The sequence below is a fragment of the Pseudarthrobacter sp. B907 genome (genome assembly GCF_040137805.1).
Classification (GTDB): domain Bacteria; phylum Actinomycetota; class Actinomycetes; order Actinomycetales; family Micrococcaceae; genus Arthrobacter.
Genome location: NZ_JBEEQE010000004.1, coordinates 248,037 through 262,741 on the forward strand (window position 1 = coordinate 248,037; position 14,705 = coordinate 262,741).

12 protein-coding genes and 1 pseudogene are annotated in these 14,705 nt (G+C 69.6%); 7 read left to right on the forward strand and 6 right to left on the reverse strand.

What is annotated here, in order from left to right:
• Positions 1-55: 55 nt before the first annotated feature.
• Complete coding sequence (gene topA, locus ABLI39_RS05565) at positions 56-2,785, reverse strand: type I DNA topoisomerase (RefSeq protein WP_349412429.1); 2,730 nt, start codon at positions 2,783-2,785, stop codon at positions 56-58.
• Between the two features lie 188 nt (positions 2,786-2,973).
• Positions 2,974-3,201 carry a hypothetical protein gene (locus ABLI39_RS05570; protein WP_349412430.1) on the reverse strand — a complete coding sequence of 76 codons (228 nt, stop codon included), beginning with the start codon at positions 3,199-3,201 and terminating at the stop codon, positions 2,974-2,976.
• A 174-nt stretch (positions 3,202-3,375) separates the two neighbouring features.
• Between ABLI39_RS05570 and ABLI39_RS05575 the strand changes: the two genes are divergently transcribed.
• Complete coding sequence (locus ABLI39_RS05575; RefSeq protein ID WP_349412431.1) at positions 3,376-4,290, forward strand: SRPBCC family protein; 915 nt, start codon at positions 3,376-3,378, stop codon at positions 4,288-4,290.
• 366 nt (positions 4,291-4,656) lie between these two features.
• Complete coding sequence (locus tag ABLI39_RS05580; RefSeq protein WP_349412432.1) at positions 4,657-5,475, forward strand: DUF2382 domain-containing protein; 819 nt, start codon at positions 4,657-4,659, stop codon at positions 5,473-5,475.
• Between the two features lie 102 nt (positions 5,476-5,577).
• On the opposite strand, the gene ABLI39_RS05585 is transcribed toward ABLI39_RS05580, so the two are convergent.
• The gene (locus tag ABLI39_RS05585) at positions 5,578-6,231 is read right to left on the reverse strand and encodes an ArsR/SmtB family transcription factor (protein ID WP_349412433.1); all 654 of its coding nucleotides are present in this window, start codon (positions 6,229-6,231) and stop codon (positions 5,578-5,580) included.
• A gap of 187 nt (positions 6,232-6,418) precedes the next feature.
• On the opposite strand from ABLI39_RS05585, the pseudogene ABLI39_RS05590 reads away from it, so the two are divergent.
• A pseudogene (locus ABLI39_RS05590) lies at positions 6,419-7,555 on the forward strand (MFS transporter); the annotation flags it as partial.
• Between the two features lie 81 nt (positions 7,556-7,636).
• Here the strand turns inward: ABLI39_RS05590 and ABLI39_RS05595 are convergent.
• Positions 7,637-9,286 carry a DUF7059 domain-containing protein gene (locus tag ABLI39_RS05595; RefSeq protein WP_349412434.1) on the reverse strand — a complete coding sequence of 550 codons (1,650 nt, stop codon included), beginning with the start codon at positions 9,284-9,286 and terminating at the stop codon, positions 7,637-7,639.
• An 82-nt stretch (positions 9,287-9,368) separates the two neighbouring features.
• The gene (locus tag ABLI39_RS05600) at positions 9,369-10,124 is read right to left on the reverse strand and encodes a MerR family transcriptional regulator (protein ID WP_349412435.1); all 756 of its coding nucleotides are present in this window, start codon (positions 10,122-10,124) and stop codon (positions 9,369-9,371) included.
• 440 nt (positions 10,125-10,564) lie between these two features.
• Here ABLI39_RS05600 and srmL point away from each other — a divergent pair, with 440 nt between their 5' ends.
• The 3 genes from srmL to ABLI39_RS05615 all read left to right on the forward strand — a co-directional run bounded on the left by srmL (position 10,565) and on the right by ABLI39_RS05615 (position 12,813).
• Complete coding sequence (gene srmL, locus ABLI39_RS05605) at positions 10,565-11,668, forward strand: PheS-related mystery ligase SrmL (RefSeq protein WP_502935190.1); 1,104 nt, start codon at positions 10,565-10,567, stop codon at positions 11,666-11,668.
• Positions 11,669-11,714: 46 nt separating this feature from the next.
• Positions 11,715-12,170, forward strand: a complete 456-nt coding sequence (locus ABLI39_RS05610; RefSeq protein WP_349412437.1) for a DUF6023 family protein — start codon at positions 11,715-11,717, stop codon at positions 12,168-12,170.
• Between the two features lie 106 nt (positions 12,171-12,276).
• Positions 12,277-12,813: a DUF6023 family protein gene (locus ABLI39_RS05615; RefSeq protein WP_349412438.1), complete on the forward strand. Its 537-nt coding sequence runs from the start codon at positions 12,277-12,279 to the stop codon at positions 12,811-12,813.
• A 9-nt stretch (positions 12,814-12,822) separates the two neighbouring features.
• Here the strand turns inward: ABLI39_RS05615 and trhO are convergent, their stop codons facing one another.
• Positions 12,823-13,722 (reverse strand): oxygen-dependent tRNA uridine(34) hydroxylase TrhO, encoded by a 900-nt coding sequence (trhO, locus tag ABLI39_RS05620; protein WP_349412439.1) that lies wholly within the window; start codon positions 13,720-13,722, stop codon positions 12,823-12,825.
• 243 nt (positions 13,723-13,965) lie between these two features.
• Between trhO and ABLI39_RS05625 the strand changes: the two genes are divergently transcribed.
• Positions 13,966-14,658, forward strand: coding sequence for a GNAT family N-acetyltransferase (locus ABLI39_RS05625; protein ID WP_349412440.1), 693 nt, complete (start codon positions 13,966-13,968; stop codon positions 14,656-14,658).
• Positions 14,659-14,705 lie beyond the last annotated feature (47 nt).

Consider the following 14,705-nt stretch of genomic DNA (forward strand, 5'->3'; position numbering starts at 1 on the left):
CGGCGTCTTCGGACGTCGAGCTGGAACGGAACCCGCGAGCGGGATGTAAATGCCCCTACTTCTTGGCGGGGGCCTTCTTGCGGGCCGGGGCCTTGCGCGCCGTCGTCGTGCGTTTGACCGGGCCCTTGGCGCGCTTCTCGGCGAGGAGTTCGACGGCCTGTTCCCGGGTCAGCTCCTCGATGGAGGTGGACCGCGGCACGGTGATGTTGGTGATGCCGTCGGTGATGTACGGGCCGAAGCGGCCTTCCTTCACCACGATGTTCTTCTCCGAGACCGGGTCCGGGCCGAACTCCGCCAGCGGCGGCACGGCGGCGCGGGCGCCGCGCTGCTTGGGCTGGGAGTAGATCTCCAGCGCCTGCTCCAGCGTGATGGTGAAGATTTCCTCCTCCGAGCCGATGGAGCGGGAGTCGGTGCCCTTCTTCAGGTACGGGCCGAACCGGCCGTTCTGCACAGTGATGGGGTTGCCCTCGGCGTCCTGGCCGAGCACGCGCGGCAGGCTCATCAGCTGCAGGGCCTCATCCAGGGTGACCGTGTCCACGCCCATGGACGCAAACAGCGATCCGGTGCGGGGCTTGGCCTTGACGGGCTTCTTCGGCGGCTTCGGCTTGCCGTTTTTGTAGTACTCCACCGGCTGGTTGGCGAGCTGTTCGTCGGTCATCTCGGGGATGACCTCGGTGACGTACGCCCCGTAGCGGCCGTTCTTGGCCACGACGGTGTGCCCGGTGTGCGGGTCCGTGCCGAGCACGCGTTCCTCGGGGGCCGCGGTCTCCATCAGCTCGATGGCCTTGGCGGCGGTGAGCTCGTCCGGGGCCAGGTCCTCGGGGACGTTGGCGCGGGCCGACTCGACCACTTCGCCGGTCTTCGGGTCCACGGTGGGGACCGAGCTTTCCAGGTACGGGCCGAACTTGCCCACGCGCAGGGTGATGCCGTCGGTGATCGGGATGGAGTTGATTTCGCGGGCGTCGATCTCGCCAAGGTTGTTGACGATGCTCAGCAGCCCGGGCTCGGAATCGGCACCGAAGTAGAAGTGCTTGAGCCAGGCGGGTCCGGCCTCCTGGCCGTTGGCGATCTTGTCCAGGTCCGCTTCCATGTCCGCCGTGAAGTCGTAGTCCACGTAGTCGTGGAAGTGCTGTTCGAGCAGCCGGATCACGGAGAACGCGATCCAGCTCGGCACCAGCGCGGAGCCCTGCTTCCGGACGTAGCCGCGGTCCTGGATGGTGGAAATCGTGGAGGCGTAGGTCGACGGGCGGCCGATGCCCTTCTTTTCCAGTTCCGCGGTCAGCGACGCTTCGGTGTAGCGCGGCGGCGGCGAGGTCTCGTGCCCGACGGCGACGATCTCCGACGCAGTCAGCGCGTCGTCCTTGGCCACGTTGGGCAGCCGGCGCGCTTCCTCGGAGTCCTCGTCCCCGCGGCTCTCGTCCTTGCCTTCTTCGTAGGCGGCGAGGAAGCCCGGGAAGGTGATCACGGTGCCGGAGGCGGAGAACTCGGCGTCCCTGCCGTCGGTGGCGACGGCGCCGAGGCGGATGGTCGCCGTCGAACCCTTGGCGTCGGCCATCTGCGAGGCGACCGTGCGCTTCCAGATCAGCTCGTAGAGGCGGAACTCGTCGCCGGAGAGCTGCTTGGCGACCTGCGCCGGGGTGCGGAAGGAGTCACCGGCGGGACGGATGGCCTCGTGGGCCTCCTGCGCGTTGGCTGCCTTGCCGCTGTAGACGCGGGGCGACTGCGGAACGTACTCCGGACCGTACAGCTCCGAGGCCTGGCGCCGCGCGGCCGTGATGGCCTCGTTGCTCAGCGCGTTCGAGTCCGTACGCATATAGGTGATGTAGCCGTTTTCGTACAGCCGCTGGGCCACCTGCATGGTGCTCTTCGAGGAGAAGCGCAGCTTGCGGCCGGCCTCCTGTTGCAGCGTGGAGGTGGTGAACGGCGCCGCGGGACGGCGGGTGTAGGGCTTCGTGTCGACGGAACGGACCCGGAAGTCCGCCGTTTGCAGTCCCGCGGCGAGCGAGGTGGCGAGCTCCTCGTTGAGGTGCACAACGTTGCGGGAGGTCAGCTCGCCGTTGTCGTTGAAGTCGCGGCCGCTGGCGACCTTGGCGCCGTCGACGGACGCCAGTTTGGCCTTGAACGAGCCGGACTCGGCGCCGAACTGGCCGGTCAGGTCCCAGTAGGAGGCCGCCTTGAAGGCCATCCGTTCGCGTTCGCGGTCCACCACCATGCGGGTCACCACGGACTGCACGCGGCCGGCGGAGAGGCCGCGGGCCACCTTGCGCCACAGCACCGGGGAGATTTCGTAGCCGTAGAGGCGGTCCAGCACGCGGCGGGTTTCCTGCGCGTCCACCAGGTCCTGGTCCACGTCGCGCAGGTTGTCCATGGCGCGGTGGATGGCTTCCTTGGTGATTTCACCGAAGGTCATCCGGTACACCGGAACCTTGGGCTTGAGGACTTCCAGCAGGTGCCACGCGATGGCCTCGCCCTCGCGGTCCCCATCGGTTGCAAGGTAGAGCGCGTCGGCGCCCTTGAGCTGGGCCTTGAGCTCGGCCACCTTTTTCTTCTTGTCCGGGGACACCACGTAGTACGGCTTGAAGTCGTGCTCGATGTCGACGGCGAACTTGCCCAGCGGCGTTTTCTTCAGGTCTGCAGGGAGCTCCGAGGGCTGCGGAAGGTCGCGGATGTGACCGATGGAGGCCTCAACGATGAAACCCTCGCCCAGGTACTTGGCGATGGTCTTGCTCTTGGCGGGAGACTCCACAATCACGAGTTTCTTGCCGGTGGGGGCCTTGCTTGGCACGGTGCTCCTACAGAAAAAGGTGGCTCGGGCAGATGCGCCCATATCCGCCTAGTTCACCATATTTTGCAGATTCCCGCGCAACCGGGTCGAAACCATCACGGACCCAAGCCCCAGCCGGAGGCCGAAACGGGGGCGGCCGGGCGCATCCAGCCGCCGTCCGAATGGAATTCACGAACGGGCGCCGCCGCTCAGCCGGCCCGCAGCAGCTCCTCGATCCGATCCGGCGGCAGGACCCAGCCGCGCTGCCTCGCCGTCGACGGCCCCGCCACTGCAGTAAGGACGCCTACCATTCGGATGGATGCTGCGAAAAGGACACCGCCGCAGGGGCCGCGCCCGCCGCGGGCGCCCGCGGGGATCACGAACGAGGTGCCGCCGGCCACCGTGAAGGGCTTGCCGTCCCTGTCCTTGAACGGCACCGCGGAAAGTTTCAGCGTCTACGAGTACGGCAGGAAGGGCTGACGCGAACGCCGTCCGCAGCCGGACAGGCGTACCCCGGCCTCTGGCCCGGGGTTGCATCAGTAGATATAGTAAGCATACTGATGAGTGGTTCATCTCTTGTTGGTCCCCCGATTCCAATCAAAGGAGACACAGTGAGCACCAAGGTTGAAAAGCGCATTCTGGTCAACGTTCCCGTCAGCGTTGCCTATAACCAGTGGACCCAGTTCGAAGAGTTCCCGCACTTCATGGGCGGGGTAAAGAACGTCGAGCAGCTCAGCGACAACAGGCTTCAGTGGACCGCCGAGATCGGCGGGGTCCGCCGGCAGTGGCAGGCGCGGATCCTGGAGCAGGTCCCGGACCAGAAGGTGGCCTGGGCCGCGACGGAGGGCGCCACTAACGCCGGGTCCGTGACCTTCGAGGACCTCGGCGGCGGGCAGACCTCGGTCCAGCTCTCACTCGAGTACGAGCCCGAGGGCGTCGTGGAAAAGATCGGCGACAAGCTCAACGTCGTGGAAAAGCAGGCGGAGAGCGACCTGGAACGGTTCAAGGCCTTCATCGAGGACGAGGGCTACGCCACCGGAGCCTGGCGTGGCACCGTCGGTGAAGGCGTGCCAGCCGGAACGCCCGGAGTGGAGGACGCGGCCGCCTCACGCGGCGACAGCGGCAAGGCCGGCGTGTCCGGGAAGGTCGTTGCCGGCGTCGGCCTCGCCGCAGCAGCGGCCGCTGGCGTGGCCGCCGCCTCGGGACGCAAGGACGCCGACAGCGGAACGGCGCAGCCCGACACGACCGCTGTGCCGCCCGTCACCACGCCGACCACCACCGTCCCGCCGACAGGGACCGCGGGAAGCGTCTTCCCGGACGAAGGACTCGCGGACGGTACCGCCAGCCAGCCCGGCCCCCGCTCGGACGCCAAGCCGTTCGACCAGACGAACGGTCTGGTCGACATCGAGGGCGACTCGGACGAAACGGCTCTGAGCGACACGGCGAGCGAGGCGGAACGCAGGGCGCGCACCGAGGGCGGCCCCGGCACGCTCCCGCCCGCCGGCGGAAGCCTCGGCCAGCACTAGGACCCCCACATCCACGCAGAAGCCCCCGCCCGGATCCTCGGTTCGCGCGGGGGCTTCCGCGTTCGGGCATGGCGGGGCGTCGAGCGCCAAGCCGCGGTCGGATGCCCGCGACGCAGCGCCAGGTCGCGGCGCCGGACGCCGGGGCCCGGCTGTTCACTCTCAGAAAAATTAGTAAGCATGCTTGCCAAGGGACTAGTAAGCATGCTTAGGATAGATACATCGAAGGCCCAGCCGCAGGGCCCTTCGCTCGGCCGGAAGATCCCCCACCAGCCCGGCACCCCAAAACTGACGGCCTGCCGGCCAGGCGACACGCTCCGGCCGGAGCAACACCCACCGCAGTAAATGATTGAAATCCAAGGAGAGACCATGATCACCAAGGAACACATCAACGACCTGCTGAACCGCAAGGGCAACATCCTTTCCACCGACGGCGACAAGATCGGCTCCATCGGCCAGGTGTACGCCGACGACGAGAGCGGACAGCCCAGCTGGGTGACCGCGAAGACCGGCCTCTTCGGAAGCTCCGAGAGCTTCGTCCCGCTGGAGGGGGCCCGGATCGAAGGGGACGACGTCGTGGTCCCCTACCACAAAGACCTCGTCAAGGACGCCCCGCGCGTCGACGCTGACGGCCATCTGGAGCCCTCCGAGGAGGAGCGGCTGTACCAGCACTACCAGCTGAGCGGCGGCGGCCGGACCTACACGGACGCCACGACCGGCCATGACGCAGACTTCGCGGGCACCGCGGGCACCCATACGGGCCGCTACGACGACCGCGGGACCGTCGGTCGCGACACCTCCGGCCCGACCACGGACGACGCCATGACGCGCTCCGAGGAACGGCTGAACGTCGGAACCGAGACGCAGGATGCTGCCCGGGTCCGGCTGCGCAAGTACGTCACCACGGAAAACGTCACCCAGACCGTTCCGGTGCAGCGGGAGGAAGTCCGCGTTGAACGGGAGCCGATCACCGAGGCCAACCGCGGCCAGGCGATGTCCGGCCCGGACCTCAGCGAGGAAGAGCACGAGGTTGTCCTGCATGAGGAGCGGCCGGTCGTGGACAAGGAGACCGTCCCGGTGGAACGTGTCCGCCTCGACAAGGACACCGTGACCGACGAGGTCACGGTCGATGAGGAAGTCCGCAAGGAACGCATCGAAACCGACGGCACGGACGGCACCCGCCGCTAAAGGGGTTCCGCGCGGCCTACGCGCAACACCGAAGGCCGGGATGAGGGTCACCACCCTCGTCCCGGCCTTTTGCCGCGCCCGCGCCGGTGCTCAGGCGGGTGCTCAGGAGGCCGGCGCGGCGTTGCCCCGGTCGTCCGGGATCATCGACCACATGGTGGCCATCCGGACGGCCCCCTCGGGCACCCGGTCCGGGTCCTCAAGCTCGTAGTCCTTGAGCAGATCGAAGAGCTTTTCGTTCAACTCAGCCCGCTGCGCCGGGGTCAGGTACAGCAGGTTGCTGGCCAGCACGACGGAGGAAGTCCCGTCCACAACCTCGCCGCGCTGGCGCTGTTCGTCCCGGGTCCGGGCGTAGGCGTTGACGCGCCGGCGGTAGGCATCCAGCTCCAGGTCCAGCACGGCGAATTCCGGGCTCGCCACTCCCCCACCGGAGTTGATGGTGAAGTCCGTGCCGGCGGCTTTCCAGCGGCGTTCCCGGGCGTCGCCGGCAGTGGCGGCCGGCACCACGATGCCCCACTTCTGCAGGGCGCGCAGGTGGTAGCTCATGGCGCTGGGGGTCAGGCCGGTCTGGGCGGCCAGTTCGGTGGCGGTCCGGCTGACCTGAGTGGAATACAGCTCGGAAATCACCTCGAGCCTCGCGGCGTGGGCCAGGGCCCGGATCGCCTTCGGGTCGGTGATCTCGACCTTCTTCTCCGGACGCTGCCGTCGCTTGGCGGCCGGAGCGGCGGACAGTTCCGCCTTCGGTATTTCTGCATTCACGCTTCCAGTCTACCGACGCCCGCCAAACTGTGAAAGGAATGCTTGACACTGCGATTCGGGGCGGGCTACCTTTCTACTTATGAAACAGATACTTCATAAATGGCGGAGCGCATCCGGTGTCTCTCCGCTGTGGCGCAACCGCGACTTTCTGCTCGCCAGCAGCTCCCGGTTCCTGGCCACGGCCGGCATGGGCGCCGTCGTGGTCAGCATCATGCTGCACCTCCAGAACGTTTCGGCCGCGGGCCCGACGGCGGCTGCCGGACCGTGGCTGGTAGCGGGGTACCTGCTGTGTTCGGCGCTGCCGCTGGTGGTGCTGGCGCCCTGGGCGGGCCGGCTGGCGGACACCCGGGACTCCCGCACGCTGGCGACGGCGGCCTCCCTGCTCAGCGCCGCCGCCGTCGCGGGGATGGGCGTCAGCCTGCAGTTCGTGGACCACCACATCCCGGTGCTGTTCGCCCTGACCTTCCTGCTCGACGCCGCGCAGGCCGTGGCCGGCCCCACCTGGCAGGCGCTGCTGCCCAGGATCGTCGGCGAGGAACGCACCCCGCGGGCGATGGGCACCATGCAGGCCACCGTCATGATTGCGGGCATGGCCGGCCCGGCGGCGGGCGGGCTGCTCAGCGGCTGGGGCGGCTCGGGGGCCGTGTTCGGCGTCGCGAGCGGCTGCTATCTGGCCATGGGCGCCGGCGCGCTGCTGATCCGGACCCGGCGCGGCACCGCTGCGGAACTCACGGGCCGGGAAGCGCCGGCGCTGCTGGACGGCCTGCGGCTGATCCGCCGGGACGCCCTGGTGTGGGCCCTGGTGCTGGGCGCACTGTTCTTTATCGTCGTGGGCGAAGCGACCAATGTACTCGAGGTCTTCCTGGCCCGTGGTGAGCTGGGCGCCACCGAGACCCAGTACGGGCTGCTGGCAGCGGCCTTCGGGCTGGGCATGGCGGCCGGTGCCGCGCTGGCGGGACGCATCAGGACGCCGCCGGCCCGGCTTCGGGTGCTGCTGGCCTCGATGGTCCTGACCTCGGCCTTCCTGGGGGTGATGGCGCTGGTGCCCACCGTGGAGCTCCTCTTCGTGGCCTACACGGCGATGGGTACCGCCTGCGGCGCCCTGAACGCGTGCTTTGGGGCCATCGCGATCCTGTGCATCCCGGAAAGCGGGCGCGGCCAGGCGATAGCGATCATAGGCGGCATGACCCGGGCGGTGTCCATCGCCGCCCTGGCCATCGGCGGTCTCCTGGGCGCGCTGTTGCCGATCCGGCTGAGCTTCCTCATCACCGGCGCAGGCGGTGTGCTCGTGGCCCTGGCCGTCACCGCCTATGTGCTGCCCCGGTTCGGCCGCGAGGGCGCGGCAGTCCCGGCGGCGCCGGCGGCGGCCGCGCCGTCATCGGTTCCGGCCGCCGTTGCGCCCGTCTCAGGCGGGGAGCAGGAAGCCGTCGCGCACCAGGTTGGCCACCTCGCTGAGGACCCCCTCGCGGAAGGCCGCGCTGTCGTAGCCCTCGTACCCGCCCAGCAGGGCCTCCAGGGCACCGATGATCTGCCCGACGGAGAGCTCGCCGTCGCACGCTGAGACGAAGCCGGCCAGTTCGGTGCTGAGCAGGTTGGTGCGGCGGAGCCCGGCGCCCTGGCGCAGCAGGATTACGCCGAGGTGTTCGGCGCCGGGGCGCTGGTGCCGCTCCTCCGTGACGTCGTCGGCCACCAGCAGGTGCGCGGATTCCAAGTCGTGGGCGGCGAGCCAGTCGGCGCGCTCGACGGCGGCGCCGAGGTGCGGGCCGACGGGCTGTTCGATCGGGTAGGTGATCTCCTCGAAGCGGGAGATCACCGGCCGGCCGCCGGCCGCGGGTCGCCGCAGCCAGATCATCCCGAAGCCGATGGCCGCCACGTCCCGGGACGCGAAGTCGTTCAGGTAGGCGGCGTATGAGTCCTGATAGAGCCGCCGGTCGCGGGCCTCGGAGGCGTCCTGCAGCCAGGTTTCGGCGTACTGTTCAGGGCTGACCTGCTCGCGCTGGATGAACCAGGCGTCGGCGTCGGGGCTGACCCAGGACTGCGGCCGGTCCGCCCACGCGGCGCCGGCCCGGATCTCCCAGTTGCCGAGCAGCTGGGCCGTTCCGCCGGGCGTGAGGACCGAGGGCAGATCCCGGACCAGGGCGGCGACGATGTCGTCTCCCGGCAGGCCGCCGTCACGGTAGGTGAACTGGTCCGCCGCGGCCTCCCCGGAGCTGCGCGGGGTGATCACGAACGGCGGGTTGGAGACCACCAGCTCGAATTTCTCCCCCGCGACGGGATCCAGCAGCGAACCCAGCCGCAGGCTCACCCGGGCCTCCAGGGCGGCGGGGTCCAGGTGCAGCGCCCCGGCGTTCAGCAGCAGGTTGAAGCGGGTGAACGCCAGCGCCCGGTCCGAGATGTCGGTGGCGGTGACGTGCTCGGCATGGTGCAGCAGGTGGAAGGTCTGGATGCCGCAGCCGGTGCCGAGGTCCAGGGCGCGGGCCACATGCCGGCGGGCGGTTACCTGGACCAGGGTGGTGGACGCCTGCCCGATCCCCAGCACGTGGTCGTGGCGCAGCACGCCCGGGCGCTGGTACGCGGCCAGGTCGCTGGCCACCCAGAGCTCGGCGCCGCCGCTGCTGACGGTATCTTCGCCCTGGGCGCCGTCGTCGGAACTGCCCTCCCAGCCGTACGGGCGGAGGTCCACCTTTGCCTGCACCCGGCCTTCCCCGGACGGCTCCACCAGGCCTAGCTCCAGCAGCCCCGCCGTGCGGATGCCCGGCAGGGCGGCGTCGAGGGTCCCGGCGGGCTGCGGTTCGGCCAGCAGCCACAGGCGGACGACGGCGGCGAGCGCCGCCGTCGTCTCGTCGCCGGCGGCGGCCTCGGTGGCGATCAGGGCCGGGACGAGCTGGTCCCGGGCCAGCGCCGCGTGGGCGGCGTGGCCCAGGAGCCCGGCGACGCCGTCGACCGTGTAGCCGATCCGGCGCAGGTCCCCCGCGAGCGCCGTGAGCAGGTCCGGGAGGTCGCTGCGCGGAGCGTCGGGGGTGTTGCCGGCCGTGAAGAGCGTTGAGGGGGTCACCGGACAAGTTTAGGCGCGGCGCGTGCCCCGCGCGGTCCGCGGTCCTGGGTCCGGGGTCAGGGGTCCGGCAGGGGCTGCGGCCTCAGAGGTGCTTCCGTGCGTAGGCCTGCAGCGCGTCCCGCACGAACGCCGCCCCGGCGGCCCCGCCGTAGTTCGCGGCGAAGCGCGGATCCGCCACGTACGTCTCGCCGAGGCCGGACACGTAGTCCTTCACGCTCCCGCCGGCTGCGGCCGGGGTGCCCGGAATGGCGCTGAGCCACTCGACCTGGCGCCGGGCCAGATCCTGCGCCTCCGGGCCGTCCGGGGCGGCGCCCGATTCCGCCGCCGCTGTCCAGTCGTCGCGAAGCTGGCGGGACGCCTGCTTCCAGGTGTCCTTGTCGGCCGCCCCCATGCCGCGCCACCACGTGTCGCCCTGCGCGTAGGCGTCCTTGCCCCAGCGTTCCTCCACCTCCTCCTGGTACCGGGTGTGGTCGAAACCGTCGAACATCTTCTCTGCCATGATTTCCCTTCCTGCCTGCACTGCCTCGATGGTGTGCTGGACCGACGCGATCTGCCGTGCCAGCCGGTCCTGTTCCTGTTTCAGCCACTCAAGGTGGCCCACCAGCGCGGTTTCCGCCGGCCGCTCCTGGGCGAGGACCTCGGCGATCGCCGGCAGGCCCAGGCCCAGTTCGCGCAGGAGCAGGATGCGCTGCAGCCGGAGCAGGGCGGGCTGGTCGTAGTAGCGGTAGCCGTTGTCCCCGGTGCGGCTGGGCTTGAGCAGCCCGACGCCGGCGTAGTGCCGCAGCGTCCGGCTCGTGGTGCCGGCAAGCTTGGCGATCTGCTGGACGGACCACTCCACGGTGCCTCCTCCCGCGCCGACCGGTCTCTCCGGCCCGCTACAGCGAGCCTAGATGTTGACGCTGCGTCAAGGTCAAGCCCTGCCGGGTTCGCGGGACTCGGGCCGGGCGTACCATGGACCCATGCACAGGCAGCAGCGATTTATCAGCCCTCGGCCGTTTACCGGCCGCACGGGCTTTCTGACGCGCGCCTGACTGTGGCCGCCGGGGTCCGTCCGGCACAGCGGTTGAGGGTGATATCTCCTCCCCGCCCCCAAAAAAACCAAGGACCCCGCCATGAAGACATACCTTTCCCTGCCCGAGCTGAACTCCGCCCTCGCCGTCCGCGACCTGTCGGACCCCGCCGCCGGCCCTCACGCGCTCCAACTGCTGCTGGCCGACGTGGCCGCCGGCCTGAAGCGGCTCTGGGACATACCCNAACTCCGCCCTCGCCGTCCGCGACCTGTCGGACCCCGCCGCCGGCCCTCACGCGCTCCAACTGCTGCTGGCCGACGTGGCCGCCGGCCTGAAGCGGCTCTGGGACATACCCGCCACAACTCACCGCCACAGCCCCCTCGTGGCCACCGCCGACAACTACGACCGGCTGGGGTATTCGCCGGACGACGTCACCCGGGACTCTCGTTACTCGCGCCACGTCAGCCCCACGGTGATGCTCCGCAGCCACACGTCGGCCGGCGTCCCGGCCCTGCTGGACACGCTCCGCAGCGAGCTCGGCCACTATGACCGGCTCCATGTGCTGCCGGGTCTCGTCTACCGGCGCGACGCGGTGGACCGGACCCATGTCGGCGCGCCGCACCAGGTCGACCTGTGGCGGCTCAAGGCCCGCGGCCTGCTCGGTCCGGCCGAACTGCACGCGATGATGGCCGCTGTGGTGGAAGCCGTGCTCCCGGCTGCGCAATATCCGGATGTCCAGTGGCGGGCCACACCCGCGGAGCACACTTACACGGCGATGGGTCAGCAGCTGGACGTGCTGGTCACCGGGCCCGACGGCGGCCGCGAGTGGCTGGAACTTGCCGAGTGCGGGCTCGTGGCGGCGCGGGTACTGCGCGGCTCCGGGCTGGATCCCCGCCGCTGGGCCGGGCTGGCCCTGGGCCTGGGTCTGGACCGGGCGCTGATGCTGCGCAAGGGCATCCAGGACATCCGCCTGCTGCGGTCGGAGCATCCGGAGGTCCAGGCCCAGCTGCAGGACCTGCGCCCGTACCGGCCGGTGTCGGCTATGCCCGAGATCCGGCGCGACCTGTCCCTGGTCCTGGGCGCGGCAGAGGATGCCGACGGCGAGCTGCTGGGCGACCTGGCCCGCACCGCACTCGGGGCGGACGCCGATCTGCTGGCATCCCTCGAGGTACTGGCCGTGACGCCAGCAGCCGAACTGCCGCGGGCCGCCGTCGAACGCCTCCGGCTGGCCCCGGGCCAGGTGAACGTCCTGATCCGGCTGGTCCTGCAGCCGCTGGACCGGACGCTGACCGACGCGGAGGCGAACCGGCTGCGGAACCGGGTGTACGTTGCCCTGCACAGGGGGCCGGTGCTGGAGCTGATCGCGGGCTAGCGTGGGCCGGGCCGGGGAGGGGCGCTGGAGCCGGTAAGTTGGAGGCATGCTTTTTGCTCCTCCGCTTCCGGCCCGCTCCCGCGCGTTCCGGCGCGCCCTTGCGGCGGCGGCCGTTGCCGCAGTCGTGCTCGGCGCCTCGGCGTGTTCCCCCGCCGGCTCCATCGAATCCGCCAACGTGGATACTTGGAAGGCCACCGCCCTGCCGCCGGCCGGCGGGATCGTCCTGGCGGACGCGGGAAAGATCCTCAACCGGGATCCAATCGCCCGGGAGGCCACCGTCCCGGCCGGCAGCTACATCCTCACCATGACCTGCGACGGCGGCGGCAAGGAATTCTTCGACGTCTCCCTCGACGGCAAACGGCTGGCAGAGTCGGGAGCCGCCTGCAACGGGAGCCGGGAAACCGCCAGGATCAAGGTTCCCGCCGCGGGCCGGCTGACGATCAGCGCCTCCAGCGTGGACGCCCCGCTTATCTTTGCCTACCAGCTGATGCCCGCCAGCTGAGCTAAGCCGCAGCTCGTTCCGCCGACGGCCACGCTGAGGTCTAAGCCCCGGCGTTCCGGGCCGATCGGCTCTGGTCCGGCGCCGCGGCCGGGCCTACAGTCGGAGTATGCCCACCGCGCAGGCACCCCGGCCGCCGCGGTCGCGCGGCGCGGTCGCCGCCGTCGCGCTTGCCGCCGTCGTGGCCTGCGGGCTGTCCGCTTGCGAGTATGAGTACGACGACGGGTTGTCCGCCGACGATCTGCCTTCCCCGTCGGTGACGTATACCGACGCGGCGCTTCCTGAGGATCCCGCCATGAACCTGCCGGTGACCGGGGCGGACTTGAACCACTGGGTGGCGGAGGTGCTGCCCGAGATCCATGGCCAGGTTTTTCACACCGGCTACGGGTTCCTGGACGCGGGGGCGACGCGCAACGAAACCACAACGCAGTTGCCGAGCGGGACGTACGCCCTCACACTGGTCTGCCGGAGCACCCGGCGGGTGTCGTTCACTATCCGGGACAAGGAGAGCATCCTGGTGGATCTGAGCCTGCGGTGCGGCACCTCGCGGGTCAACGTGGTCCAGCTTTCCGCGGACACGGTACTGACGGTCCTGGTCGAGTCGCTGGCGCCGGCGAACTTCGCCTACCGCGTCAGCCGGCTCTGAGTCCTGGCCTCAGGCGGCGCAGCCGTCCGGGCAGCCGTCCGGGCAGCGCAGCGTGGCCGGATCCGAGGCGCAGTCGGCACAGTAGAGCGTCAGTGTGCGGCAGCTCGGGTTGGAGCAGTTCTCGAATTTGCTGGTGGGCGCTTCGCAGCGGACGCACTGGCCGATGGTCTTGGCGTCCTCGCTGAATTCGAGGTGCATGCGCTTGTCGAACACGTAGAGCGATCCCTCCCAGAGCCCCTGGTCCTTGAACGCCTCGCCGTAGCGGACGATCCCGCCGTCGAGCTGGTAAACCTCTTTGAAGCCGCGGTTGACCATAAGGCTGGAGAGGACCTCGCAGCGGATGCCGCCGGTGCAGTAGGTGACCACCGGCTTGTCTTTGAGGGCGTCGTACTTGCCCGAGTCGAGTTCCCTGATGAAATCGTGGGTGGTCGCAACGTCGGGGACCACCGCGTCCTTGAACTTGCCGATCTGGGCTTCGAAGCCGTTGCGCCCGTCGAAGAACACCACTTCGTCGCCGGCCTGCTTCTTCTCCGCGACCAGCCGGTGCAGTTCCTCGGGGGCAAGGTGGGTGCCGCCGCCGACGACGCCGTTTTCGTCCACTTTGAGCTCTCCGGGGGCGCCGAAGGAGACAATCTCCTCGCGTACTTTCACGCTGAGCCGGGGGAAGTCCTCGGCCCCGCCGTCGGACCATTTCACGTCGATGCCGCGGAAGCCCTTGTATTCGCGGGTCGTCTTGACGTACTGCTTGACGGCTCCGATTTCGCCGCCGACGGTTGCGTTGATGCCGTCTTCGGAGATGATGATCCGGCCGGTCAGCCCGTGTTTCTCGCAGAGGGCCCGCTGCCAGAGCCGGACGGCCTCCGGGTCCGCGATCGGGGTAAAGCCGTAGAAGAGCACAATTCGATTCACGTATTTAAGCGTACTGGGCGGGGCAAAACGCGATGCCGGCCCGGGCGTGAATCGTTGCGCTGCGCCGTCCCGCGGTGCCGTCCGACGGCGGGGGCACGGCCGTGCGCCGGTTGGGTCGCCGGTTGGGTCTCGGGTTGGTTCGCGGCACCGGCGGCGCCGTTGTCGAGTCACAATTGCGTAAGCAAGCGCCGTCACAGAACCCGGCCCCTGTTGCTTGTGCCGGGGCTGGAATACGCTCATGTCATGAGTCTTGACGCCATGGTTGAAGACACCACCCACCTCCTTGAGGTCTGGGTTGCCGGGTGGGCCGGTTGCCGGGGTTATGAGACGCGCAGGGAGGGCCGCTTTCCCGCGGTGCTGAGAGCGGACACCACCCACGAATGGGAGTATTTCGCCTATGATCCCTCGGACTCGGAGTTTGCGGACCTGGCCGTCAAGACCGCCGAGGTCCCGGCCCGGATCCTCACGGTCCTCACAAACGATGTGCCCCGCTACACTTCCCTGGCCGCGCAGCACCGGCTGAACGTCACCTCCGCGTCGCAGACCATGATGATCGTGGACATGGAGACCCAGGACGCCGAAGATCCCTGGCTTCCGGACGACGACCTCCGGTGGGTGCCCACAACCGCGGGCGGCGTCCACCACGCCGTCGTCTATGCCGGCGACGAGGTCGCTGCCAGCGGGCGGGTGTTCGTCGCCGACCACACCGCCGTCTTCGACCGGATCGTCACGGAGCCGGGCTTCCAGCGGCGGGGGCTCGGCAGCTTCATCATGCGGGCCCTGGCCGCGCAGGCCTTCGAGCACGACGTCGAAGGCGGACTCCTGCTTGCCTCGCTGGACGGCCAGCAGCTGTACTCACATCTGGGCTGGACCACGGTGTGCCACGTGCTGATGCTCTCTTCCTCGGACGAGGGCGCCGATCTTTCCGTGGAGTGAGGCCGATTGCCGCCCGGGGGTGAGGCCGAAACCTGCCCTGCACGCGG

Excerpts from the sequence above, each read along its gene's own strand:
- ABLI39_RS05580 (WP_349412432.1), top strand. The coding sequence starts at position 4,657 with ATGATCACCAAGGAACACATCAACGACCTGCTGAACCGCAAGGGCAAC.
- ABLI39_RS05610 (WP_349412437.1), top strand. The coding sequence starts at position 11,715 with ATGCTTTTTGCTCCTCCGCTTCCGGCCCGCTCCCGCGCGTTCCGGCGC.
- ABLI39_RS05615 (WP_349412438.1), top strand. The coding sequence starts at position 12,277 with ATGCCCACCGCGCAGGCACCCCGGCCGCCGCGGTCGCGCGGCGCGGTC.
- ABLI39_RS05625 (WP_349412440.1), top strand. The coding sequence starts at position 13,966 with ATGAGTCTTGACGCCATGGTTGAAGACACCACCCACCTCCTTGAGGTC.